17 protein-coding genes and 2 rRNA genes are annotated in these 24,371 nt (G+C 41.7%); 7 read left to right on the forward strand and 12 right to left on the reverse strand.

Annotation, left to right across the window (positions count from 1 at the left end; genetic code table 11):
- Nucleotides 1-36 precede the first annotated feature (36 nt).
- Nucleotides 37-2,256 carry a DNA topoisomerase IV subunit A gene (parC, locus tag FTV52_RS01435; RefSeq protein ID WP_154321156.1) on the reverse strand — a complete coding sequence of 740 codons (2,220 nt, stop codon included), beginning with the start codon at nt 2,254-2,256 and terminating at the stop codon, nt 37-39.
- Between the two features lie 328 nt (nt 2,257-2,584).
- On the opposite strand from parC, the gene FTV52_RS01440 reads away from it, so the two are divergent.
- Nucleotides 2,585-4,321, forward strand: coding sequence for a hypothetical protein (locus FTV52_RS01440; protein ID WP_179989579.1), 1,737 nt, complete (start codon nt 2,585-2,587; stop codon nt 4,319-4,321).
- Nucleotides 4,322-4,388: 67 nt separating this feature from the next.
- Here FTV52_RS01440 and FTV52_RS01445 read toward each other — a convergent pair whose 3' ends face one another.
- From FTV52_RS01445 to FTV52_RS01460, 4 genes are all read right to left on the reverse strand, one after another.
- Nucleotides 4,389-5,708 (reverse strand): MFS transporter, encoded by a 1,320-nt coding sequence (locus FTV52_RS01445; RefSeq protein ID WP_104852902.1) that lies wholly within the window; start codon nt 5,706-5,708, stop codon nt 4,389-4,391.
- A gap of 156 nt (nt 5,709-5,864) precedes the next feature.
- Nucleotides 5,865-6,509: a trimeric intracellular cation channel family protein gene (locus FTV52_RS01450; RefSeq protein WP_004975638.1), complete on the reverse strand. Its 645-nt coding sequence runs from the start codon at nt 6,507-6,509 to the stop codon at nt 5,865-5,867.
- Nucleotides 6,510-6,574: 65 nt separating this feature from the next.
- Nucleotides 6,575-7,042: a YchJ family protein gene (locus FTV52_RS01455; RefSeq protein ID WP_179989581.1), complete on the reverse strand. Its 468-nt coding sequence runs from the start codon at nt 7,040-7,042 to the stop codon at nt 6,575-6,577.
- A gap of 96 nt (nt 7,043-7,138) precedes the next feature.
- Complete coding sequence (locus tag FTV52_RS01460) at nt 7,139-8,722, reverse strand: TerC family protein (RefSeq protein ID WP_179989583.1); 1,584 nt, start codon at nt 8,720-8,722, stop codon at nt 7,139-7,141.
- 333 nt (nt 8,723-9,055) lie between these two features.
- On the opposite strand from FTV52_RS01460, the gene FTV52_RS01465 reads away from it, so the two are divergent.
- Nucleotides 9,056-9,676 (forward strand): TIGR00730 family Rossman fold protein, encoded by a 621-nt coding sequence (locus FTV52_RS01465; RefSeq protein ID WP_096902251.1) that lies wholly within the window; start codon nt 9,056-9,058, stop codon nt 9,674-9,676.
- A gap of 151 nt (nt 9,677-9,827) precedes the next feature.
- Here FTV52_RS01465 and FTV52_RS01470 read toward each other — a convergent pair whose 3' ends face one another.
- The gene (locus tag FTV52_RS01470) at nt 9,828-11,714 is read right to left on the reverse strand and encodes a choice-of-anchor I family protein (protein ID WP_179989585.1); all 1,887 of its coding nucleotides are present in this window, start codon (nt 11,712-11,714) and stop codon (nt 9,828-9,830) included.
- Between the two features lie 183 nt (nt 11,715-11,897).
- Here FTV52_RS01470 and mdtD point away from each other — a divergent pair, with 183 nt between their 5' ends.
- The 5 genes from mdtD (at nt 11,898) to FTV52_RS01495 (ending at nt 17,125) form a co-directional block, all read left to right on the forward strand.
- On the forward strand, nt 11,898-13,289 hold the full coding sequence (gene mdtD, locus FTV52_RS01475; protein ID WP_179989587.1) for a multidrug transporter subunit MdtD: 1,392 nt from the start codon (nt 11,898-11,900) through the stop codon (nt 13,287-13,289).
- 133 nt (nt 13,290-13,422) lie between these two features.
- The gene (locus FTV52_RS01480; RefSeq protein ID WP_373683407.1) at nt 13,423-14,160 is read left to right on the forward strand and encodes a GH25 family lysozyme; all 738 of its coding nucleotides are present in this window, start codon (nt 13,423-13,425) and stop codon (nt 14,158-14,160) included.
- 34 nt (nt 14,161-14,194) lie between these two features.
- Nucleotides 14,195-15,205: an MBL fold metallo-hydrolase gene (locus FTV52_RS01485; protein ID WP_004975617.1), complete on the forward strand. Its 1,011-nt coding sequence runs from the start codon at nt 14,195-14,197 to the stop codon at nt 15,203-15,205.
- Nucleotides 15,206-15,250: 45 nt separating this feature from the next.
- A complete protein-coding gene (gene dinB, locus FTV52_RS01490) occupies nt 15,251-16,306 on the forward strand; it encodes a DNA polymerase IV (RefSeq protein ID WP_004975616.1) in 1,056 nt (351 codons plus the stop codon).
- Nucleotides 16,307-16,768: 462 nt separating this feature from the next.
- Nucleotides 16,769-17,125, forward strand: a complete 357-nt coding sequence (locus FTV52_RS01495; protein WP_070154775.1) for a RidA family protein — start codon at nt 16,769-16,771, stop codon at nt 17,123-17,125.
- A gap of 117 nt (nt 17,126-17,242) precedes the next feature.
- Here FTV52_RS01495 and FTV52_RS01500 read toward each other — a convergent pair whose 3' ends face one another.
- The 6 genes from FTV52_RS01500 to FTV52_RS01525 form a co-directional block, all read right to left on the reverse strand.
- On the reverse strand, nt 17,243-17,785 hold the full coding sequence (locus tag FTV52_RS01500) for a DUF2726 domain-containing protein (RefSeq protein WP_167845692.1): 543 nt from the start codon (nt 17,783-17,785) through the stop codon (nt 17,243-17,245).
- A gap of 344 nt (nt 17,786-18,129) precedes the next feature.
- Nucleotides 18,130-20,502: a YgiQ family radical SAM protein gene (locus FTV52_RS01505; protein ID WP_096902257.1), complete on the reverse strand. Its 2,373-nt coding sequence runs from the start codon at nt 20,500-20,502 to the stop codon at nt 18,130-18,132.
- Nucleotides 20,503-20,696: 194 nt separating this feature from the next.
- Nucleotides 20,697-21,905: an MFS transporter gene (locus tag FTV52_RS01510; protein WP_179989591.1), complete on the reverse strand. Its 1,209-nt coding sequence runs from the start codon at nt 21,903-21,905 to the stop codon at nt 20,697-20,699.
- Nucleotides 21,906-22,328: 423 nt separating this feature from the next.
- The gene (locus FTV52_RS01515; RefSeq protein WP_096902259.1) at nt 22,329-23,678 is read right to left on the reverse strand and encodes an MFS transporter; all 1,350 of its coding nucleotides are present in this window, start codon (nt 23,676-23,678) and stop codon (nt 22,329-22,331) included.
- A 284-nt stretch (nt 23,679-23,962) separates the two neighbouring features.
- A 5S ribosomal RNA gene (rrf, locus tag FTV52_RS01520) occupies nt 23,963-24,077 on the reverse strand.
- A gap of 191 nt (nt 24,078-24,268) precedes the next feature.
- Nucleotides 24,269-24,371 (reverse strand): 23S ribosomal RNA (locus FTV52_RS01525); the annotation flags it as partial.

Consider the following 24,371-nt stretch of genomic DNA (forward strand, 5'->3'; position numbering starts at 1 on the left):
CCATATATAACGTATTTTGCTTAAAAAACGCTAGTATTATCTTTGAATTAACAGTTTATTTGCTTTTTGGTAACCGCGTGGTAAGAGCTGACCTTTCGTGCCGCGCTTCGCCACATACTTCAGCAAATCGTCACCTTTGAGTTTGAGTTGTTGCTGTCCTGCAAATACTTGAATTGCTTCATCTAAACTTAAAGGTAACATAGACACCAACTGATCTTTTTCTTCAAGTTGTATCAATTTATTACCTTTACCTTTGTTCAAAATTGGCAATTCTGACAGTTCAATCACCAGTAAACGCCCTGCTGAACTGAGCAGTGCAACATGACTGGCGTGTTCAATCATTTGCAAGTTCATCACTGTCGATTGTTCAGGCAAAGACAGGAATGCTTTACCTGCTTTGGCATTGGTATCTAGCTGTTTGGCCTGTGTTTTAAAACCATAACCTTTACTGCTGGCTGCTAAAATTTCAGCTTCATCATCGGCAATTAGTAATTGTTTAAAGCCAACGCCACTGGCAGGAGCGAGTTTTGAACTTAATGGTTCTCCCAAGCCACGTGCCGAAGGCAAGCTATTAATTGGCAACGCATAACTGCGTCCCGTATCATCTAAAATATAAACGCGCTGATTGGATTTGCCTTGTGCATGACTGAGATATTGATCACCCGCACGGAAGTTTAGATTTTCCGCATCGACCTCATGCCCTTTGGCACAACGAATCCAGCCTGCTTCAGACAACACCACCGTCACAGGGTCGGCAGGTAGCATATCTTGTTCATTAATTGCAGTCGCTTCGGCACGCAATACAATCGGTGAACGACGATCATCACCAAATTTTTTCGCGTCTTCTTTCAACTCACTGATAATTAAGTTTTTCAATGATTCAGGATTCGCCAATTGTTCACGAATAATGGCAGCACGTGCTTCTAATTCTTCTTGTTCACGGCGAATTTCCATTTCTTCAAGCTTGGCTAAATGGCGTAGCTTTAACTCCAAAATGGCTTCGGCCTGAATTTCATCAATACCAAAATGCGCCATCAACTCGGCTTTAGGATGATCTTCTTCACGAATAATCCGAATCACGGTATCAATATCTAAATAGGCAATCAGCAAACCTGCCAAAATGTGCAGTCGCTTTTCGATTTTATTAAGATGATATTGCAAACGACGTGTGACAGTATTTTTACGAATCTCAATCCATTCCAGCAAAATACGACGAATCGATTTCACCTGCGGACGACCATCTGCGCCAATCATGTTCATATTGACACGATAGCTCGATTCTAAATCGGTCGTGGCAAACAAGTGACTCATCACCGCTTCGGCATCAATACGGTTAGAACGGAGTACAATCACCAAACGGGTTGGGTTTTGATGGTCAGATTCATCACGCACATCGCTCACCAACGGCAGTTTTTTCGCCTGCATTTGATCGGCAATTTGGGTAATGATTTTTGAACCCGAAACCTGATACGGCAATTCGGTAATCACGATTTCATTTTTTTCGATGCTGTACACCGCACGCATACGGTAACTACCGCGACCTGTACTTTGCATTTTCAGCAATTCTTCAGGTGGGGTAATAATTTCAGCTTTGGTCGGTAAATCTGGCGCAGGAATATATTCTGCGACTTTTTCATCGGTTAAATTTGGGTTGCGAATCAGGGCAATTGTGCCTTTCACCACTTCACGCAAGTTATGCGGTGGAATATCGGTCGCCATTCCCACGGCAATACCTGTGGTGCCATTCAGCAAAATATTCGGTACACGCGCAGGCAAATTGACAGGTTCTTTTAATGAACCATCAAAGTTATCTTGCCAATCACAAGTACCTTGCCCCAATTCGGCCAAAAGCACTTCACTATATTGCGATAGTTTGGCTTCGGTATAACGCATGGCGGCAAAGGATTTAGGATCATCGGGTGAACCCCAGTTGCCCTGCCCTTCAATAAATGGGTAACGATAACTGAACGGCTGCGCCATCAACACCATAGCTTCATAACAAGCATAATCACCATGTGGATGGTATTTACCCAATACATCCCCTACGGTACGGGCCGATTTTTTCGGTTTGCCGCTGTGCTTGAGTCCAAGCTCACTCATGGCGTACACAATACGGCGTTGTACAGGTTTCAAACCATCGCTGATATGGGGTAATGCACGATCCATAATCACGTACATGGCATAGTTAAGGTATGCACGTTCAGTAAATTCTGCTACGGAACGGTTTTCTGTTGCATGATGCGCAAGGCTTGTCATAAAACCTGTCGTCCTAAATCATTTGTTTTTGTATCAATCGGCTTATGCTATGCCGCAGCAGCATCCTGCACAAGGGCTAGTAAGGATGCTCTGCGACAATTTGTGTCTTATGCCGTAAAAATATTCATTTTATAAAAACAGCAATGCAATATTCTAACAAGTCATTCTATGAGGCTCTATTGACACGTTATAGATGTTTGAAACAATACTTATTACATAAAAATTCCTTTATTTTTATCAATGTAAATGCTGTTTTTGTGATATAAAACACACTGAAGTTTTTTATTGAAAGTTTAAATTTATTGTAACGGTTCTTTTGGATTTCGCTATGCAGACCTATATTCCTTATCAGCTTCGGGTAAAGTTAAAACAAATTGATCCTATTCTTGATAATAAATGGCAGCAGCAGCTAAACGCAATTCTTTCCGCTACACCTAAAGAACTGCATGAAAAAATAGAAGAACGATACTTAAAACCCAAAAATATTCACTGGAATTATCTTACAGCAACCTTTGAATTTCATGGTTACATCCGTCTGCAAGACATTCCACAGTACACACAGCATCCAGAATTATTACAACTCTCCAAAAACGTACAAAGTAGCTTTGACTATTTAGAAACCTACCAAACCGACTTTCAAATCGCCGATTTTCTAGAAACGGTGATTCATGAAATGAATCAAATTGAATTACATGAGCCTAAGGATATTCAAGCCCAACTTTTACTCAAAAAAGCGTTTTTATATGATGCTGCTTTAATTATTCGTGATTTAGACTTCACCGTTACAACTAACCATCGTAATCTAGATCAAGCACAAATTCGTAGTTTTATCTTTGAAGTGTTTATGAAAAGTGAAATTTTGGGCAATTGGTTTGCTTATATTTTACCAAGTGAATATGCACAACAAAAACCATCAATTTTTCAGGATTACTTTGTTCATGAACTGCATGTTCGTGACTTTGAAATTATCGATGCTACAGATTACTATTTTATTGTGAGTAGTTCCTACGACAGCCGTGTATCTGCTTATTCCATTCGACGCTTTTTAACAGAAGAAAACTTTGGCGTAGAAAATAAATTTTATATTAGTGGCTTAGTTCTTGATCCGAAAAAGTTAGATCAAATTAATTATATTGAAAATTTTAAACAGCAAATGACACAAATTATCGGCATTCAACGTCAAATGAATCCGCATATTGTGGAGTTGATTGAATCTTTACACCTATATAAGCAAGAGCAACTTTTACCACAAATGAAAAAAGTGGTGGATATTCAAGGTTTTTCTACAGATCATTTAGTCAAAGAGCATTTAGACTGCTTAGAAAAAGACCTTTGTTTGCAAGTGCTTGAACCATTTGCAAGAGGTTTAAAACAAAGTGTGCAACAGTCTGATGAATTAGAGTTTTGTTATTTAAATCTGAAACGTTTAATGACTGAACTCTTACATCAGTTTGAAGCTTTATCTCAAGAACCCATGTTGCAATTTAATCCATACGCCCGCGGCTTTAAATATCGTTTGATTGCATATTTGCATTTATTGGTACAGCGTCGCGCACAAGTTTTTGTGCTCTTTGAAGATGAATATCACTATCAACGACATTTAAATGCGGTAATCGCCCCTGTTCAAAAGATCAGAGAGCATGTGAATGCTGCGATTGAACAGAGCCGCCATATACAACAACAAATACGTAGTCTCGAACGAGAAATTCAAACAAATGAAAAAGCGGGATTTTTTAAACGTTTGCTGAAAAAATCTGAAAATAATCAGGTGAAAATAGAGAAGCTGAAAAAGAGCCTGATTGATATTCAAGATCGCTGTTATATTGGAATTATTAGTATTCAAAAACAGGCAACCCAACAAAGTGTTTATTTAGAAGCCAAGAATCTCATTAGCAGAATTGACCCTAAAATCCGTCACTATGCTTTTGCCAATGGTGAAAATGGTATAACACGCTTACCATTATTGTTACAACTTCCTGAAGATCGGCATAGTTTTAACATGCAAAATATCGCCTTGGCTTTAAATCAGGAATTCGTTCTGACTGCTAAACCTTGGAGCCAGTAAGCGTAAATTCCTCAAACAGGTTTACGCTTACTGTCATTTCAAGTTGGAAGATGGGTTTATTTTAAGCTTACAAACCTATCGACTCTAAAGTTCTGCCTTTGGTTTCTTCACCCAACACCACAATCACCAAGGCAACGGCCAATAAAACCGCTGTAAACATCATAAAGACATAACTAAAGCCATTTTGCATGACCATCATGTGTGTGACCACCATCGGGGCGATAATACCGCCCATACGCCCAATCGCCGAGGCCCAACCTGAACCAAAAGCACGAATATTGGTTGGATATTGTTCAGGAGTATAAGTGTATAGCACACCCCATGCGCCCAAGTTGAAGAACGACATCAAACAACCCCAGAACATGATCATCGCTACACTGTCGGCCTGACCAAAGAAATAAGCCGATACGGCACACATGCCAATAAAACCAGCTAGTGTGGCTTTGCGCCCTAATTTTTCGACCAGCCAAGCAGCTGCAATATAACCGGGTAATTGCGCCAAAATCATGCCCAACACATATTCAAATGACTGTACGATGCTGTAGCCTTGCTGCACCAACAGACTAGGCAACCAAGTGAAAATGCCATAATAGGAATAGACAATGCCAAACCAAATCAGCCACAGCATTAAACTACGGCGTGCAAATGGCCCCGACCACAGTTGGGTAAAAGAGATATGCTGTTTAGCGGCAACAGGCTGAACTTCAATCTGTTCAATGACTTCTACCCCACATTGACGCTCAAACTTTTGTACCAGTGCATGTGCTTCGGCAATACGACCACGATTGATCAGATATGGGATAGATTCAGGGACTTTTTTCCAGATAACCAAGGCATATAAGGCAGGCAAACCACCGATTAAAAATGCTGTATGCCAATCAAATTTTGGAATCACAAAATAAGAAACCAATGCCGCACATAACCACCCCAAGCCCCAAAAACTTTCCAGCAATACAATAAAACGCCCACGCACATGTGCAGGAATGTATTCACTGACCAAAGTCACCGCTACGGGAAGCTGCCCGCCCAAACCTAAACCGACAATAAAGCGAAAGACCAGTAACCAAGTTAAATTCGGCGCAAAGGCACAAGCGGCAGTAGCTAGACTGTAAATCACCAAGGTGGTGGCAAATACAGTTTTACGTCCAATTTTATCGGCCAGACCACCTGAAAAGACTGCCCCAATGGCCATTCCGACAAAACCAATCGACACCACCATGCCTTTTTCGGCAGGGGTCATGCTCCAGTCTTCTGCCATTTTTGCCAAAATAAAGGAGATCAGTCCTGTATCCATGGCATCAAACATCCAGCCCAGACCAATCACCACCAGTAGGCTATAGTGGAATTTTCCAATGGGTAGACGTTGCACACGCGAAACTAAATCCATAACACACTCTTTAAGTTGGCTAAAAGGATATGGGCTAAAACACAACTGCTGTTGTATTTTTATACTATGAATTGACAGGATGTGGATAGCATTAAAAAACCGATCTAGTGATCGGTTCGCTTCTATTTAGATATTCAATACAATTCTTATAACCAATTAGGTTTCATCTTTAGAGGATGCTGAATGTTCATCATCGTCCTGATAAATAAATTTAGGCATTTCTAAGCCAAAATAAATCGCAATCAAACGCAAAGTAAAACCAAAAACAAGTGTTGAGATCACGGTCAATTCAAGCGACAAACCGATTTCGATACACAACCAATAGCAAATCACGGACACAAAAGAAATACTGGCATATAGCTCACGGCGGAACACTAAAGGCACATCGTTACACAGAATATCACGCAGAATCCCACCTGACACACCTGTTAAGACGCCTGCAACGGCAGACACCACAAAGCCATGCCCCATTTCCAAAGCAATTTGACAACCAATAATAGTGAAGCCAATTAAGCCTAAAGCATCGAGCACCAAGAAAATGGAACGTAAATGACGCATCCATTTGGCAATTAAAATGGTGATAAAAGCTGCAATACAGGTCAGCACCAAATATTCAGGATGTTTGACCCAAGTCAGCGGATAATGCCCCAACAATACATCTCGCACCGAACCACCGCCCAATGCGGTGACACAGGCAATTAAGGTGACACCAAACCAGTCCATGCTGCGACGCCCTGCAGACAATGCGCCTGTCATCGCTTCTGCGGTAATCGCGATTAAGTAAATGACCAACAACAACATGGACTTGCCCTTCTTTCACTAGGCCAATAGATGCGCGTTATAATAAGCGAAAAACCAAGATAAAGTTATAAAAATTGCGCACAACATTGCTTAAATTTTTTACCCGAACCACAAATACACGGCTGTTTCATGGTCGGCTGTTGCCCTGTGGTCGGATCTAGAAAATACCAGCGTGCCTGATGTTGCACAAAATGGGAAATTTCATGGTGAATTTGCGCCTGCTTAGCATCATGGTAATGGGCTTTAAATTCAACTTGGGCATGGCTTTTATCTAACTTTTCATTGCTATTCAGCACTTCGAGCTTTAACCATTGATTCGACTTGCTCCAATCTGCAATTGCGCCAACATCCAGACTTGCCTGTTGTCCTAGCGCAGTGGTTTGCACAATATAATCAATTTGTTGTAAGGCAAAAGCACTATAGCGTGAACGCATGAGTTGGCTTGCAGTTTCCGCATGTGCCTGCCCTACGTGTAAAGGTTGGCAGCAGTGTTGATAATCGCCCTGCCCGCATGGACATGCCAAATTCTTCATCAATATTCCAAAACAATTTTAAATAGACAATCATCTTAAATAAAAGATAGGAAAATAGCCCGATATACGGGCTATTTTCGGTGGGGTATTTGCAAACTATTCTTCGTCAGAACTTCCTTGCTGAATCAAATGCACTTTTTCAATTTTATGTCCATCCATGGTCACAATTTCAAAAACATAACCATCGGAAAGCAGCTTTTCACCGTTTTCAGGCAAACGCCCCAAATGGAATAAAATATAGCCTGATAAAGTTGAATATTGCTCGCTTTCATCCACCAAATCACGACCTAATAATAAAGATACGTGGCGAATATCAATGGAACCATCTAGCAATAATGTGCCATCTTCCAAACTTTCAGCACTGGCTTCGAGTGCATCTTCATCTGGGAATTCACCTGCAATTGCTTCCAGAATATCAATGGGTGTGGCAACGCCTTCAATCGAGCCGTATTCATTCAGCACAATCGCCATTTGCAGCGGTGCTTGACGCAATTGCTCCATCACCATCAAAACTTGGGCATTTTCATGCACAATTACGGGTTCACGCAAATGTGTTTCAAAGTCCAGTACACCTGTTTCAATGTATTGATTCATAACTTTATGGGTTAAGACAATGCCTGAAATATTGTCCAGTTCACCACGTGCCACAATCACTCGTGAATGGGTCATACTTAATAATTGGCTGCGAATTGAAGCATCATCTTCGTCTAAATCAATCCATTCCAATTCAGGGCGTGGCGTCATCACCGACTTTACAGGACGCTCAGATAAGCCCAACACTCCTTGTACCATCACGCTGTGATAGACGCCATTTTCAGCATCAAAGACTTCATCAGCAAAGGCGCGGGTAGCCAAAACATCTTCGTTGATATGACTGCTTTCTGTCGTATTTTGACTTTTGCCACCTAACATCCGCATCACAGCCGAAGCAGTACGGTAGCGTAAATCGGTGGTGGTCACGGTTTTTTCCTGATTTCTGCGGATGGTTTGGTTCAGGAATTCAATCATCACCGAGAAGCCGATGGCGGCATATAAATAGCCTTTTGGAATGTGATAGCCAAAGCCTTCCACCACCAATGAGAAACCAATCATCATCAGGAAGCACAGGCATAGAATCACCACGGTAGGATGCTTATTGACAAAGTCCATGAGCGCTTTAGAGGCCCACAACATAATGCCTATCGCAATGATCACCGCAATCATCATGACCGATAAATGCTGCACCATGCCCACAGCAGTAATCACGCTGTCGAGTGAGAACACCGCATCTAGCACTACAATCTGCACAATCACCATCCAGAAAGTCGCATGCACAGGGTTTTCTTCTTTTAGTGCAGGTTTGCCTTCAATGCGTTCGCGCAGTTCCATGGTGCCTTTAAACAATAGGAACACACCACCGAACAGTAAGATCAGGTCACGTCCAGAGAAAGGATGTTCAAAAATATGGAACAGAGGTTGGGTCAGAGTGACGACCCACGCGATAGAGGCGAGTAAAATCAGGCGCATCCCCAAGGCGAGAAGCAAGCCCACCACCCGTGCCGTATTGCGTTGTTCTGGCGGTAACTTTTCTGCCAAAATGGCAATAAACACCAAGTTATCAATGCCTAATACAATTTCGAGTACGATCAGGGTCAATAACCCAACCCACGCTGCGGGGTCAGACATCCATTCAAAGATCATGTGCTCTTCTCCTGAATATCATGGGTCATAAGTGCCATACGGCAATGACACTGAAAAGATAAGTTTGCTTGCTCTAGTTGGCACAGCATGTAATTTAAAAATATTCGTTCGGTGCGACTACTGCCACTGTCCATGACGATTCTATAGTTGTCAGACAAGCTTTGAGTATAGGAAAGTTTGCGCTCAGATTCATCCCCTTTTTGCGACATCATCCACGTCAATGCAGCACTTTCACAAATCTTTGCAAATTGAACACTGCATACTGACGGGTTTGTCATATTTGAGCACTAAGCTAGAGCCAACAAAAAGAACATGCTATGGTGAAGAAAATAAATGAATAGCGAATTAAGAATGACCCAATATATCAATAATCCATCTCCTCAAACCTCTCAACCTTTAGTGGCACTGTACTGTGGTTCGCGCTCTGGCAATAACCCGATTTATCAGGAAAAAGCAGTACAACTGGCAAGAAAACTAGCCGAGCAAGGCTTTGGTATGGTCTACGGCGGCGCGAGTATTGGATTAATGGGTTTGGTTGCTGACACCGTTGTGCAACATGGTGGGCAAGCGGTGGGAGTAATTCCTGAATTTATGCTGGATTATGAAATTGCCCACAGTAATTTAACCGAATTACACGTAGTCAAAAGCATGCATGAGCGTAAGGCGATGATGGCAGATCGTGCCAGTGCCTTTGTGGCGTTACCAGGTGGCTTGGGTACTTTTGAAGAAATTTTGGAAATTGCCACTTGGGGGCAATTGAATCAGCACCAAAAACCGATGATTTTATATAATGTGAATGGCTTTTATGATGCTCTGATTCAGCAATTAGATCATGCGGTACACGAAGGTTTTTTACCACCACAGCACCGCGCTAAACTGATCGTGTGTAACCACTCCCATAAAATTATTAATGCCTTGAAGAATTTGGATTCTCCACGTCATTTTGTGGGTTGAACTTTTTTAGCTACATGAAATAGCAATAAAAATGAAAGTGAAAGCGAGTCGGTGACTCGCTTTTTTTAATTCACTGTTCATTGGTTTTTACAGCACAAAAAAGAGAACACCAAAGTGCCCTCTTTAATAGATTTCTAATTTTGCAATGCTGTTAGTTAAGCTTGATTTGGTAGACGGCAGTAGTTCCACTGACTTCATTACCCACAACTAACAGTGGCTTGCCGTTAGGCGAGTCTTTGGCTGCAATAAAGATCAAACCTTCGGGACCGAGATTTGAATTTTCAACGGTAACCTCATTACCTTCTGCATCGAAAGATGTACGGGTTTCACCAAACTTACGATCATTAAAATACTCAACAAAAGATGCTTGTGTCGGTTGGGTAATGTCGTACACCATAATGCCACCCATACGCTCCAACCCAATAAAGGCAAAAGTTTTTTGACCAATTTTACCTAAAGCAATGCCTTCAGGCTCAGGGCCTTTATTGTCACTACGATCATCTATACTTAATTTTTCATGATTGGTATTAAAGTATTCTGGAAATAATTCAGCAGCTTTACGTTCAAAGTCATTTTTTGAGTCCCAAACAATTTTTTTGGTTTTAGGATCTACAATACTGAACGAGCGGCCACCATAAGCATATAGTTTGTCATAGGTCATGAAACCATCGCTGTCTAGCACAGGCTCACCATTTGTATCTTTCTTGTAACCTTGCGTCCAAGTAATCGTCAAACGACCCAATTGTGAATCTTTAATTAAATTATCTGCACAAACTTCATTGGCATCTGTAGTGGTACATGCTTTAAATACGTTTGAATCAAGCTTTGCGCCTTTAACCCCTGACTTTAATAGACGTAAATGCGCTGCATAATCGCCATTGGTACTGAAGCCTTTATTATTGAATAAGTGTTTAACACGAATTTCTTCTGCATAACCCTGAGTTATTTCATCCGTACCAAAATATAAGTCTTCATCAACCAACCATTCACGCGCATCACCTTCATTGGCAGTGACCAAGTAGCTTTGTCCATTGGCTTGATATTGCGCAATTGCATCTGGCATATACATGCCATATAAGCCTGGCCAAGCTTGAATATTAATCATCCCCTCATTTTTAGCACAGGCTGTAATCGTTTTACCGTTATAGTCTTGCTTACCAACAACACAATCACGATCACCTGCATCTAAAGCATTTGCAGCTAAGCCAAAGTTTTTATAACCCAATGGGAAAATATCGACCACTTGGTCTTGAATCAAATCAATTACAGCAATAGCATTGTTTTCTTGTAGACTTGCCCAAGCAGTTTTACCATCGTCACTCACCGCAATATATTCAGGCTCTAAATCTTGTGCGACAGTCGCATTTGGCCCAAAAATACGCACGCCCGCATCAAGCAATTCCTGCTTACGTGTATTCCATGCCTGAAAATCTGCAGTTTTTACAGTAGGCTTGTTGATGTCAGTTAGATTAATAATACTGATTGAACCTTCTGGATCAATCTTATAACCTTCATTTGGCTCACCTTCATTGGCAACCAAGACTTTTTTGCCATCTGGAGTAAAAGTCAACATATCAGGCAATGCACCGACTTCAACTTTGCTGATAAAGCTCAGGTCTTTGGCTTTAAAAAATGCCACGATGCCTTTATCAGTTTTAGGTGTTGCCTGAACAGCTAAAGCGACAATACCTTGATGTACCGCAACACTATTGACTTCAGAATTCGCCAAATGAGTCTTGGCATCCAAGCTGTTCAGCTTAACAGGTGCACTTGGGTTGCTTAAATCCAGTACATCGACCACGCCATTTTTCGCATTGACTACAAATAAACGCTTACTTTCAGCATCATAAGCAGGAATTTCCGCAGCACTCGCACCAAAAACTTGTGCATCGTATTCCCCTAAACGCTCCAAACTAATTGTTGTAGGTGTTGCTTCAACAACTTCTTCTTTTACAGGAATAGGATCATTATTATCATTACATCCCACCATCCCCACAGACAATAAAGCCAACATTAATGCAGAAATTTGCGTTTTCATAAATTACTCATCATTTTTCTAAATGCACCCAACTTACAAACTCAAAGTGAATAATCGGTGACAAATAGATGACAATTTCATTGCATTTCCTTGAATTTTCAAACACTTTTCATGTTTTTATAGATGCAGTCCGCTAGATTGCAAAATGGTTTAAACTAGACCAAATGTCCATTTTGCCGAGTTATGAACCAAACACCGACCCATCAAGCCCTGCATCCTGAATACCGTCTTTTGGTATTTCTGGTTTCAATTGGCTTTTTTATGCAGGCGCTCGACACCACCATTGTGAATACAGCAATCCCTGCAATGGCGCATAGCTTGCAGGAAGATCCGCTGCGGATGCACAGTGTTGTGGTGGCGTATGTGCTCTCGGTGGCGGCGTGTATTCCATTAAGTGGATGGCTGGCAGATCGTTTTGGAGTACGCAACACCTATTTTGCAGCGATTATCATTTTCACCCTTGCCTCTTTGGGTTGTGCTGCAGCAGCGAGTCTGAATGAATTGCTGTTTTATCGGGTGATTCAAGGTATTGGTGGCGCATTGCTCTTGCCTGTCGGGCGCTTGGCGATGTTAAAAATTATTCCACGCACCCAGTTTTTATCTGCCATGAGCCTGATGAGTCTGGCAGGGTTGATTGGCCCCTTAATTGGCCCAACGCTGGGTGGCTGGTTGGTCGAAGTCGCCACGTGGCACTGGATTTTCCTGATCAATATTCCTATGGGCATCTTGGGCTGTTGGATTTGTATCAAAGCCATGCCAAATGTGACTGAAACTGAAGTTAAAAACTTTGATTTTCTCGGGTTTATCCTATTAGTTGTGGCTATGGCGGGCTTATCTTTAGGCATCGAAAATTTTGCCAACCCACAACATAATCTGCTTTGGAATTTAGCGTTAATCTTGGCTGGCGGTATTGCCGCAGCATGCTATGCCCGCCATGCCCATACTCATCAAAATGCCTTATTTCGCAGCGATTTATTTAAAAATCGCTTATATGCCATTGGTATTTTAGGTAACTTTTTTGCCCGCTTCGGGGGCAATGCCATGCCTTTTATCATGCCAATCATGCTACAGGTGGCTTTTGGTTTTGAACCATTTATCACAGGTTTGATGATGATTCCGACTGTGCTCGGTTCTTTGGTATCTAAACCAATTATTCGGCCTTTAATTCAACGTTTTGGCTATCGGCAGTTTTTACTGACCAATACGTTATTGGTCGGGGCGTGTATTGCTAGTTTTGCGCTGACCACTGCTGAAACTGCGACTTGGTTACGTGCCTTGCATTTTTTTATATTTGGGGTGCTTAATTCATTGCAGTTTGTGGGTATGAATACCTTTACACTCAAAGATTTACCTCAACAAGATGCCAGCAGCGGCAATAGTTTTTTATCCATGATTATGATGCTGTCGATGAGTATTGGCGTGGCATTGGCAGGTACTTTGGTGAATATGTTTAGTGCCTATTACGGCGCAGGACAGTTAGTCAGTGCCTTTCATGCCACTTTAATTTGTTTGGGTGTATTAAATATTTTGGCATTTTTAGTGTTTTGGAATATCCCCAAACACACGGCTGTTTAAAACGCCATTACCGAAAGCGCATGGTGCTACACCGCACTGCACGTTATGATATGACTTTGCTCCGCGAAGCTTTTTCAACATGCGCAAACCGTCCAATCAAGCTAAAAACTCAGCTTTTACACCGCACTATCGTATGACCATTGCGATGCTTGGCAGTGCTGTTTTGGCGGTTTTATTGTATTTGGGTGTGTTGCGCCAACAACCTGCAGCAACCGAAGAATATCCGATTCAAGGATTTGACGTGTCACATCATCAAGGCGATGTTCAGTGGCATAAAATTTCCCCACAAAAATATGCCTTTGTCTATTTAAAAGCCACCGAAGGGGGCGATTTTAAAGACCGTAAATTTCAGGATAACTGGCTCAAAGCCCGTGAACATGGCTTTTTGGTCGGCGCCTATCATTTTTATCGCTTATGCCGTGATGGAGCAATTCAGGCAGAAAACTTTATTGCAACTGTTCCCAAAAAAACCGACAGTTTGCCCCCCGTGATTGACTTGGAGTATGACAGCAACTGCATTAATACCTATAGCAAAGAACAGTTACTGCACCAAATTCAAATCATGCATGATGCGCTATATCAACATTATGAAAAACAACCGATTTTTTATGTATCCAAAGCCTTTTACAATATGGTATTGACTGAAAGTTTCAAGCAAACCCCTCTATGGGTCAGAGAATATCAGGGTAAACCACAACTGGCAGGTCAGCCAAAATGGTTGTTTTGGCAACATACCAATCAGGGTCAAATAAAAGGTATTCACACCCCAGTCGACCTAAATGTTTTTTATGGCAATAGCAAACAATGGCAGCATTTTTTAACAGACAACGCAATTCAACCCACAAGACTTGAACCGAACCAGAAAAAATAACAAGATAGCTGCATCACAATAAAAAAGTACCGTCATGAAAATTATGAAAGGGCTGCTTTGGGCTGCTCTTACGCTCAGCATTTGTGCAGGATTTGCACTGCTTTACCTATTACAACCCGCAGGCAAACTAGAACAATTTTCCGCATGGCAATATTCAACAAAAACCGCAAATGCCAACTTAAAAGTACATTATTTTGGCGTATCTACCCTATTGTTTGATGATGGTGAAAACCAAATTCTGATTGATGGATTTTTTAGTCGCCCCTCTCTTGCACAAGTCATGTGGAACAAGTTAGACAGCCAACCAGCCTTATTGCACAAGTTGATTCAACAGCATCAATTACAACGCACACGTGCGATTTTGATCACCCATTCGCATTATGATCACACGCTAGATTTGCCATTTTTGGCGCAGCAACTCAAACACAGTCAAATCATCGGTTCAGAAAGTAGTTTGAACATTGCCCGTGGTGCCGCAATTCCTGAATCTCGATTAAGCCTTGTCAATCCTGCCCAACCAATACAGATTGGAAAGTTTAAGATTACGGCTATTCCATCACAGCATACCCCTGCCACCGCTGTGAATAATGATTTAGGTGAACAAATTCAACAACCATTGTCCTTACCTGCCCGTTTTTATGAATTTAAAGAAGGCGGCAGTTTTGATTATTACATTCAGCATCCTGAACAGAACATTTTAGTCAAAGCCAGTACAGGCGCGATTTCTAAACAATTACAACACTTGCAGGTAGATACTTTATTTTTAGGGATTGCACAGCTCTCTAAACAATCGGTTGCTTTTCAACAGCATTATTTAGATGAAACTGTGGGAACGTTGCGCCCTCGTGTCGTGATTCCAATTCATTGGGATAATTTTTTCCAGCCTTTAGCGCGCCCTTTAGAGTTTTTGCCCCGCATTGCCGACCATAGCCCACGGAGTTTACAGCGTTTGATCGACTATGCAGAACAGCAATCGACACAGGTGATTTTGCTGAATAGCAACACGCCTTATCCGCTTGCTCCGATGCTACAACCGACTTCCTAAACATGCGATACTGTTGAAATCTAAACGCTTCATCTAGTTTGTGCCATGCGGAAAATCATTCATATTGATATGGATGCCTTTTATGCCTCTGTTGAGCTGCGCAGTCGTCCTGAATTGCAGCATTTACCTGTGGTGATTGCTTCGCATCATCCTCGTGCTGTGATTGCCGCGGCATCCTATCCTGCGCGTGAGTTTGGTTTACGTTCTGCCATGTCGATGGCACAAGCCCGCAAACGCTGCCCGCAGGTGGTGGTACTCGAACCCAATTTTGCACTCTATCGTGAGGTTTCCACACAAATTCATCAGATTTTTCAGCGTTATACACCACTTATTGAACCCTTGTCTTTAGATGAAGCTTATTTAGATGTCACCGAAAATTTACAAGGTATTCCAAGTGCAACTGAAGTCGCAATGCGGATTCGGGCAGATATTTTTCAAAGTACAGGTTTAACGGCCTCGGCAGGTGTCGCACCGAATAAATTTTTAGCCAAAATTGCTTCGGACTGGCATAAACCCAATGGCATTTGCGTGATTAAACCCAGTCAAGTGCAGCAGTTTATTCAGGACTTACCCTTAAAGAAAATTCCAGGCGTAGGTAAAGTCACGCAGGAAAAATTAAAAAGCTTGAATTTAAATACCTTGGGCGATTTGCAACACATTGAAGAAAACCTGTTGATTCATCATTTTGGCAAATATGGAAAACGCCTGTTTTTATTTGCCCAAGGGATTGATGAACGTCCTGTGCAGGCAGAACGTGAGCGCCAGCAAATTTCCAAAGAAATCACCTTTGATGATGACTTAAACTTAGCCGAATGTGCAGCTTACTGGTCTAGCTTGATTGATCAGGTTTGGCACAGTTTAGTGAAAAAACAATATGTTGCACGTGGCGTATCGGCCAAATTGAAACTCAAAAATTTTCAGGTCTTACAACATAGCAAAAGTTTTAAACAGCCTCTTGAAACTAAAAATGATCTTGAAAAAGTCCTGCAGCTTTTGCTTCACGAAATGCATATTCCCGCACAGGATCAATTCCGTTTAATTGGGGTCGGTCTGTATCAACTCAGCCCTGCCGATGAGCAAGCACAACTATCTTTGCTGTAAATATCACAACTCATAAATATCACGGATTTTAAAGCGGTAAACTTCCCGCTCTACATAAAACATACCTAGCCAATACTTGCCGATGAATACTAAAGCTATTTTTGTATAAATTTCAGCCAAAAGAATAAAAATAAGACAATTTACCCTTCACAGTTGTGCTTTTTAGAGTAATCTATGCGCGCGATGTATTTATCCGTACATACGCTGAGATGTCAAAAATCACCATTACTTTTGGCATACTTGTCCTGTGATTGGCGTGACGATCAAATCCGAAGATTACAGGACAACTCTGCGCTTGGCACTTCGCCGCTTTAATACCGCATCTCTCTTTTCCTCATATTTTCCATTCAACTACTTTTTATTTTAAGCAGACTACTGCCTGCATATTTTCCACGTGCTTGCCTGCCTCTATAATACCTCACGCTTTTTATACCTAATCGCTTGGCGCGAGGATCACACCCAATGGCTGTTCAACGTCTACATATTCAAAAACGTTATTCTGAAATTGCAATTTCTGGAAATTTAGTCCATTTGGCAGGGCAACTGGCAGAAGACACACAACAAGATATTGTGGGGCAAACCCAACAAACACTTGCCCTGATTGATCGTTTACTGGCAGATGCGGGTACAGATAAAAGTCACATCATGTCGGTGATGATTTTTCTAAAAAACATTGAGCGCGATTATGCCGCAATGAATCAAGTTTGGGATGCTTGGGTGGCAGATATACAAGCTTTACCGCGTACCTGCGTAGAAGCCAAGTTATACCATCCTGACGTTTTGGTTGAGATGACTGTGGTTGCAGTCAAACCTGAATAGCAACCCAACGTAAAATAGACACGATTAAATCAAGAGTCACAGCCAATTAAAAAAATCAGCATGTCATGGCGACATGCTGATTCATATTGTCTATCTAGTGACTTTAGCGGCAAGCGTTTAGCCCAATACCTTCACTTTATGGCGTACAGAATGCGCTAAAAAATCATACTTTTTTAAGGCTGTATCCAAATCTTCTAAGTCTGCATACGATGACGGTGACTGCCCAAAAGCTTCACGCAATTCGTGATATTCAGGCACATCTTCATAACGCAGCACTTTATAACCCGCCAAACGCAGCAATTCATCTTGGTATTGCGCATTGCGGCTACGTTTCAGCATCAACAAATCATCTAAGGCTACAATTGCAACGACCTGATGATTAGCATCCAACACCACAAAATCGGCCATCATATTGCGGTATTTATGTCGAGTACGTGAAAATTTCGTGGTCAGCAAGGCATCAAAAGACACATGCGCCAAGATGATATGTTGAGGTAAAATTTCCTGCAAACGTGTATACGTCAGCTGTTCATTTAAGCTAAAAATTGCACGTTGCTTTAGTGCACTGTCCTGAGGTTTTTCTCTATTTTCCAAGCCCTTAACCGCCATCAAGAGAAAGAAAATCAGTATCAAAACCCCAATCAAAATATAAATGGTCATTATTCAATCCTTAAAATCATTTTTATAGTTGTTTCGGCTTCATGCCGATTTTTTCATCAAATCAGTATATAACACGCTTTTATATTTAAACGTTCCATTTAAGAAACTACATGAAACATTGACAAAACCATCATAGAAACAGAAATTTTGTTTCACAAGCCAGCCTTTTGTCTAAGTGCTGTAGCATCTAAGCGTGTTTTTATCATTAGATACGAATACTGTATAGCATGCAAAAAAATAACAAAGCAATGCTTAACAGATTCGATTGTCGGACAATTCCGATGAAATGAAAAGCAAACAAAAAAGGCGCTGCAGCGCCTTTTGATGGATCTTAACTTCAAGTACTAAGCTTTCGATTTTGGCTTAGATTTTTTGTGTGAAAATGGACGTTTTTCACCTGTTTCACGTGGCGGCAAACCTGTGTGCTGAGTCAATATCTGCCCTTTCTTCGGACGATTACTGTTCTGAGCACGATTACCACTTTGCCCCGTACGTTTTTGTGAATCACCCGCGACAGTCGAGTTTTTCTTACGTGCCGTTTGATACTGTCCATCTGTGCCTTGCGGCTGATAGGTTGGAATCAGGTGCTGTTTAGAGTTCCCGATTAAATCTGCACGTCCCATTTCTTTTAAGGCTTCACGCAACAACGGCCAGTTGTTTGGATCATGGTAACGTAAGAAAGCTTTATGCAAACGACGACGTTTTTCGCCTTTGACAATATCCACATTTTCGGTATAACGCGCCACTTTGGCCAGTGGGTTTTTACCTGTGTAATACATGGTCGAAGCGGTCGCCATTGGCGATGGATAGAAAGTCTGTACCTGATCGGCACGGAAACCATTCTTTTTCAGCCACAACGCCAAATTCATCATGTCGTAATCGGTCGTTCCCGGATGCGCGGCAATAAAGTACGGAATTAAATATTGCTCTTTGCCCGCCTCTTTACTGAAACGATCAAACATTTGTTTAAAGCGGTCATACGTACCAATACCCGGTTTCATCATCTTAGATAATGGACCTTTTTCGGTATGCTCTGGTGCAATTTTTAAATAACCGCCCACATGATGCGTCACCAATTCACGTACATATTCAGGGTTCAACACCGCCAAGTCATACCGCAAACCTGAACCAATCAGAATTTTTTTAATGCCTTTCAGTTCACGTGCTTTACGATACAACTGAGTTAAAGGTGCATGATCAGTGTGTAAGTTTTGACATACGCCCGGAAATACACAGGAAGGTTTACGACAATTCTTTTCAATTTCAGGGTCTTTACAATGCAAACGGTACATATTTGCAGTCGGGCCACCCAAGTCTGAAATAATGCCAGTAAAGCCAGGTGCAGTATCCCGAATTTTTTCCACTTCACGCAAAATGGATTCTTCAGAACGGTTTTGGATAATTCGTCCTTCGTGTTCGGTAATCGAACAGAAAGTACAGCCACCAAAACAACCACGCATGATATTGACCGAAAACTTGATCATATCAAAAGCAGGGAAACGTGCATTGCCATAAGATGGATGCGGCAAACGTGCATACGGTAAATCGAATACATAGTCCATTTCTTCCGTAGTCAACGGAATAGGCGGTGCATTCAACCACACATCACGTTCACCATGCTTTTGCACCAAAGCACGCGCATTGCCCGGGTTAGTTTCTAAATGCAAAATACGGTTAGCATGCGCATACAGCACAGGATCATTCGCCACTTCCTCAAAAGAAGGCAAACGAATCACTGCCAATTCACGTGGGGGTAATTTGTGTTTAATTGCTTTTGAAGCAGGCTGCAATTGCACAATCTGGGTATCTGCATCTAGCTGATCACCTTCACGAACAATTGGATTGCTGACTACATCTTTCTGGAAATTTTGATATTGCGCGAGGTTGTTGCCCTTATCTTTTTCAATCTCACAACCGTCTAAATCTTCGGTCATCACATAAGGGTTGATGATTGGATCGACACGGCCCACGCTATCTACATCATTAGATGCAATTTCAACAAATTTGGATTTAGACGCACGGTTATGTTTATTGATAATAAATGCTGTACCACGTACATCTGTAATTTCGTGGATTTTTTCACCTTTGGCCAAACGGTGCATCACTTCAATAATCGAACGCTCGCCATTGCCGTACATCAATAAGTCGGCTTTAGAATCCATTAAAATTGAGCGACGAACTTTATCCGACCAATAATCATAATGTGCAATACGACGCAACGAGCCTTCAATCCCGCCAAGTAAAACAGGCACATCTGGAAAGGCTTCACGACAACGCTGACAGTACACCGTAGCTGCACGGTCAGGACGTTTATTCGGCTGATTGTCTGGCGAATAAGCATCATCAGAACGGATTTTACGGTCTGCGGTATAGCGGTTGATCATCGAGTCCATATTGCCCGCGGTAACACCCCAAGCAATGGTCGGCTTCCCTAGTACCCGAAAAGATTCCACATTGGTCCAGTCTGGTTGGGCGATGATCCCGACACGAAAGCCCTGCGCCTCAAGCACACGACCAATCACGCCCGATACAAAAGAGGGATGATCAATATAAGCATCACCACAAACCAAAATAAAATCGCAGGCATCCCAACCAAGCTGATCCATTTCTTCGCGTGACATCGGCAAAAATGGCGCAGGCTCAAAACATGACGCCCAATATTTGTCGTAATCAAACAACGCTTTGGGTGCGGTCTGAGCAGTATAAGCAGTAGACATGGCTTGCAATTCTCGGCTGGGAAGTGGAAGATCAAAAGTCGATCAAAGATGAAAGCCGACTATTTTAGCATGAATTCCATTCATCTTGCTTGATTAAAAAACACACAAAATCAGCAAACTATTTTTATATCCTAAGTTGGTATCTGAATAAGAAAAGCATAAAGGGATAAGCCTAAAGCAATAATCCTGAATGCTTATCGCAGCGCTGTTGGTTTAATCTTTAAACGCCACGCACCATAAAGCGCCACACCCAAGACTGCAGTCATCACCCATGTCAGACCAGACCAGCCCCATTGTTCCCAAATCAGACCGCTACCACTACCGAGCAAACTCGAACCCATGTAGTAACTAAATAAATATAATGATGATCCCACTGCACGATACTGCAGTGCTTGAATCGACACCCAACTACTGGCAGTAGAATGTGCGGCAAAAAAAGCAAAGGTAAATAGCACCAATGCAGCCAATACGACGGCTAAATGTGCAATCGACATCAACCATAATGCGATCAACATTAGGACAATCACCATAGGCAACACACGTTCACGTCCAATACGATTGCCCCAGCTTGCCGCACGCGGTGAACTATAAATACCCGCCAAATAGGCAATTGAAATCACCCCAATCCAAACTTGGGAAAGCTCAAATGGTTTAGCTAGTAAATAATAGCTGATGTAATTGAAAACACTGACGAAACAGCCCATCAGCAAAAAGCCCTGTAAAAACAGGATTCTTAATTTACGGTCTGCCAAATTGGCAACAAAAGCATCTCTAAACCGCGAGAAGCGAATCGGATACGCTGTAAAATTTTTCGATGCAGGAAGTAACATATAAAAGGTGATTGCAATTAGTAAATTCAAACCACCAATAATTAGGGTTGCCGCTTGCCAAGATATAAAATCGACCAAGCCCCCAGCAATTAAACGTCCACCCATGCCACCAATGGCCGTACCCGAAATATACAGCCCCATAGCAAAACCAATATCTTGCTGTCGAATTTCTTCACCAATATAGGTCATGGCGACCGCAGCTACACCACTCACAGCAATGCCAATAAAAATTCGTGTGGTTAAAAAGAATAACCAGATTGGAAGTAAGGCACTCAGAATTAATAAAATGGCAGCTAAAAATAAAGCCAAAACCATAATAAGTTTACGCCCAAAACGATCTGAAATAAAACCTGTGAAAAGCAAACCTATCGCCAAAGCCACAGTAGAAAATGACAGCGGGAAACTACTTTGGGTTGGTGTAACCGTAAAAAAATCGGCCAAAATTGGCATCATCGGTTGCACACAGTACAAGGTCGAAAAAGAAGCGGAACCCGCTAGAAACAACGAAAAAAGAATGGCTTTAAACGGCTTAGTACCATACTGAACATGAGATGCTGCAGCTAAATCAGACATATTTACTCCAATCACGCAATCAGTATACGCCTGTTTATGGACAAAAATAAGCTCGGTATTTTATCGTTTGCTCAAAAACAGCGTCAGTATCATTCATCACTTTGTCAGTTTTTGCTTACATGCACTGAAGCAAAATGAGGCTAGGCAGTATTTTGAGCTTACGGTATTCTTTAAAGCATAAGGAGACAGGATGTTTCCCAAACAGAAAACAACAATAATAGGTTTGAGCACCAGGATCGTGAGGTACGACAGGAGTTATACCTAAACACGAAATACAAAGAAACCCCGTCAGGATGATGGGGTTTCTTTTTATCTGTGTCTTGAGTATATAACTTTATCTATCATCACTTTCTATTTACACACCCCATAATCAAAAAGTCCCCAAACAAGGTTGAGGACTTTTGAACTTAGCACATTACAAGTTTAAGCTTTGGCAGCAACTGCTTTGCCTGCTTTAATTTGCTCAGCTTCATCTTCACTCATAATCAAGGCAACCGCAATTGCAGTGATCAACACTGGCAAACCTACTGCCATAAAGTTGAAGTGTGCAGGTAAATTCATACCCAATAAGCCGCCAATTAAAATTGGACCCACAATCGCACCCATACGACCAATGGCAGATGACCAGCCAATACCTGTTGAGCGTACCGCAAGTGGGTAATATTGTGCCACATAGCTATACAACAACATTTGTGAACCAATAGATGCTGCACCCGCCAAGAATACTAAGATGTAAAGCAAGAATTGATTAGATTGGAAGCCCATGAGGCTCATCACCAATGCACCCATGATTCCCAAGAACATCAATACAGGTTTTAAGTGGAAACGGTCTGCTAAAATACCACCACCCACGATACCAACGACTGCACCTACGTTCATCACCATCATGAACATTAAGCTGTTGTCCATAGAATAGCCTGCCGCCATCATCAGTTTTGGCAACCAGCTGCTGAGTGCATACATGGTTAATAGACAAGTAAAGAACGCTAACCAGAACAATAAAGTATTCACTGCACGACCGCGTTTGAACAAGCTCACCACGTTAGCAGCTTCAGGCACACCAACCTGATACAATTCAAAAGTGGTGTCTTCGGTAATTTTTAAATCTGGTGCTAAACGCGCTACGATTGGACGGGCTTGATCTTGCTTATTTTCTTTGACAATAAAGGTTAAAGATTCTGGCAAGAATTTCCAAATCACAGGCAATAAAAACAATGGGATACCCGCAATAAAGAACATGATTTCCCAGCCAAAACTTGGGGTAAACCATGAGCCAAGTAAGGCTGCCATTACACCACCTACAGCATAACCACTAAACATAGTAGTCACTAAGGTGCTACGCATGGTTTTAGGTGCATATTCAGAAGTTAAGGCCACAAGGTTTGGCATTACACCACCAATGCCTAAACCCGCTAAGAAACGTAAAATTGCAAACTCAGTTGGATTAGAAGCAAAGCCACCTGCAAAGGTTAAACCACTAAACAGAACGATACAGATCATGATGACTTTCTTACGACCAATTTTATCGGCCAAAGAACCAAAAATCATCGCACCAAACATCATACCTGCCAATGCAGTACTCGCGAGCATCCCCGCCTGAACAGCACTCAAGCCCCACTCATCCATCAATAAGGGTAAAACGACCCCATTAATTGCCAAGTCATAGCCATCAAATAAAATGATCAGTAGACACCATGCCACGACATTGAAATGAAATGGTTTGAATTTTGCGTGATCGATGACATCATTCACGTTAATTGCTTGATGTGCCATTCCTCACCTCCTGTGAGTTTGTGTTTCAGTAAGCTTGAATAGCAATTTTTACAGTGAAGACTTTCATTTTTATCAGTCATCCATGTCCACTTTTGCCATTCAAGTAGATTGTGTAACTTTCACACAAAACACAAAAAATAAAAATTCAACATTAGTCTAAAACATTTTATTAATTATGGGTTTATTGTTATTTTAAACACAATAAAATGTGATTATTCTTCTTAATATTTTCTTTTCCACATAAAAAAACACCCCCAACGCTAGTTGAGGGTGTTCGAATAATGAGCTGGCGATGACTTACTCTCACATGGGTAACCCCACACTACCATCAGCGCGAAGAGGTTTCACTTCTGAGTTCGGGAAGGGATCAGGTGGTTCACTCTTGCTATGGTCGCCAGCACAACTGTTTACGGAGACTTGCATTGGTCTTATTCACGATGGTGATGCACTGCGTTTTCCGAATCTGTAACAGATTGGGCTGTATTGGGTCTGAATTTTATTGTTTAGCGTTAACTAAATCAAGATCAGTCTGATTTGACTGATTGGATTTGAATCGATTGAGCATTCAACCCCAACTGTTTGGGTGTTGTATAGTCAAGCCTCACGAGCAATTAGTATTGGTCAGCTTCACATATCGCTATGCTTCCACATCCAACCTATCAACGTCGTAGTCTTCAACGGCTCTTTAGGAGG

It is taken from the genome of Acinetobacter sp. YH1901141 (assembly GCF_013416935.1).
Taxonomy (GTDB): domain Bacteria; phylum Pseudomonadota; class Gammaproteobacteria; order Pseudomonadales; family Moraxellaceae; genus Acinetobacter; species Acinetobacter towneri.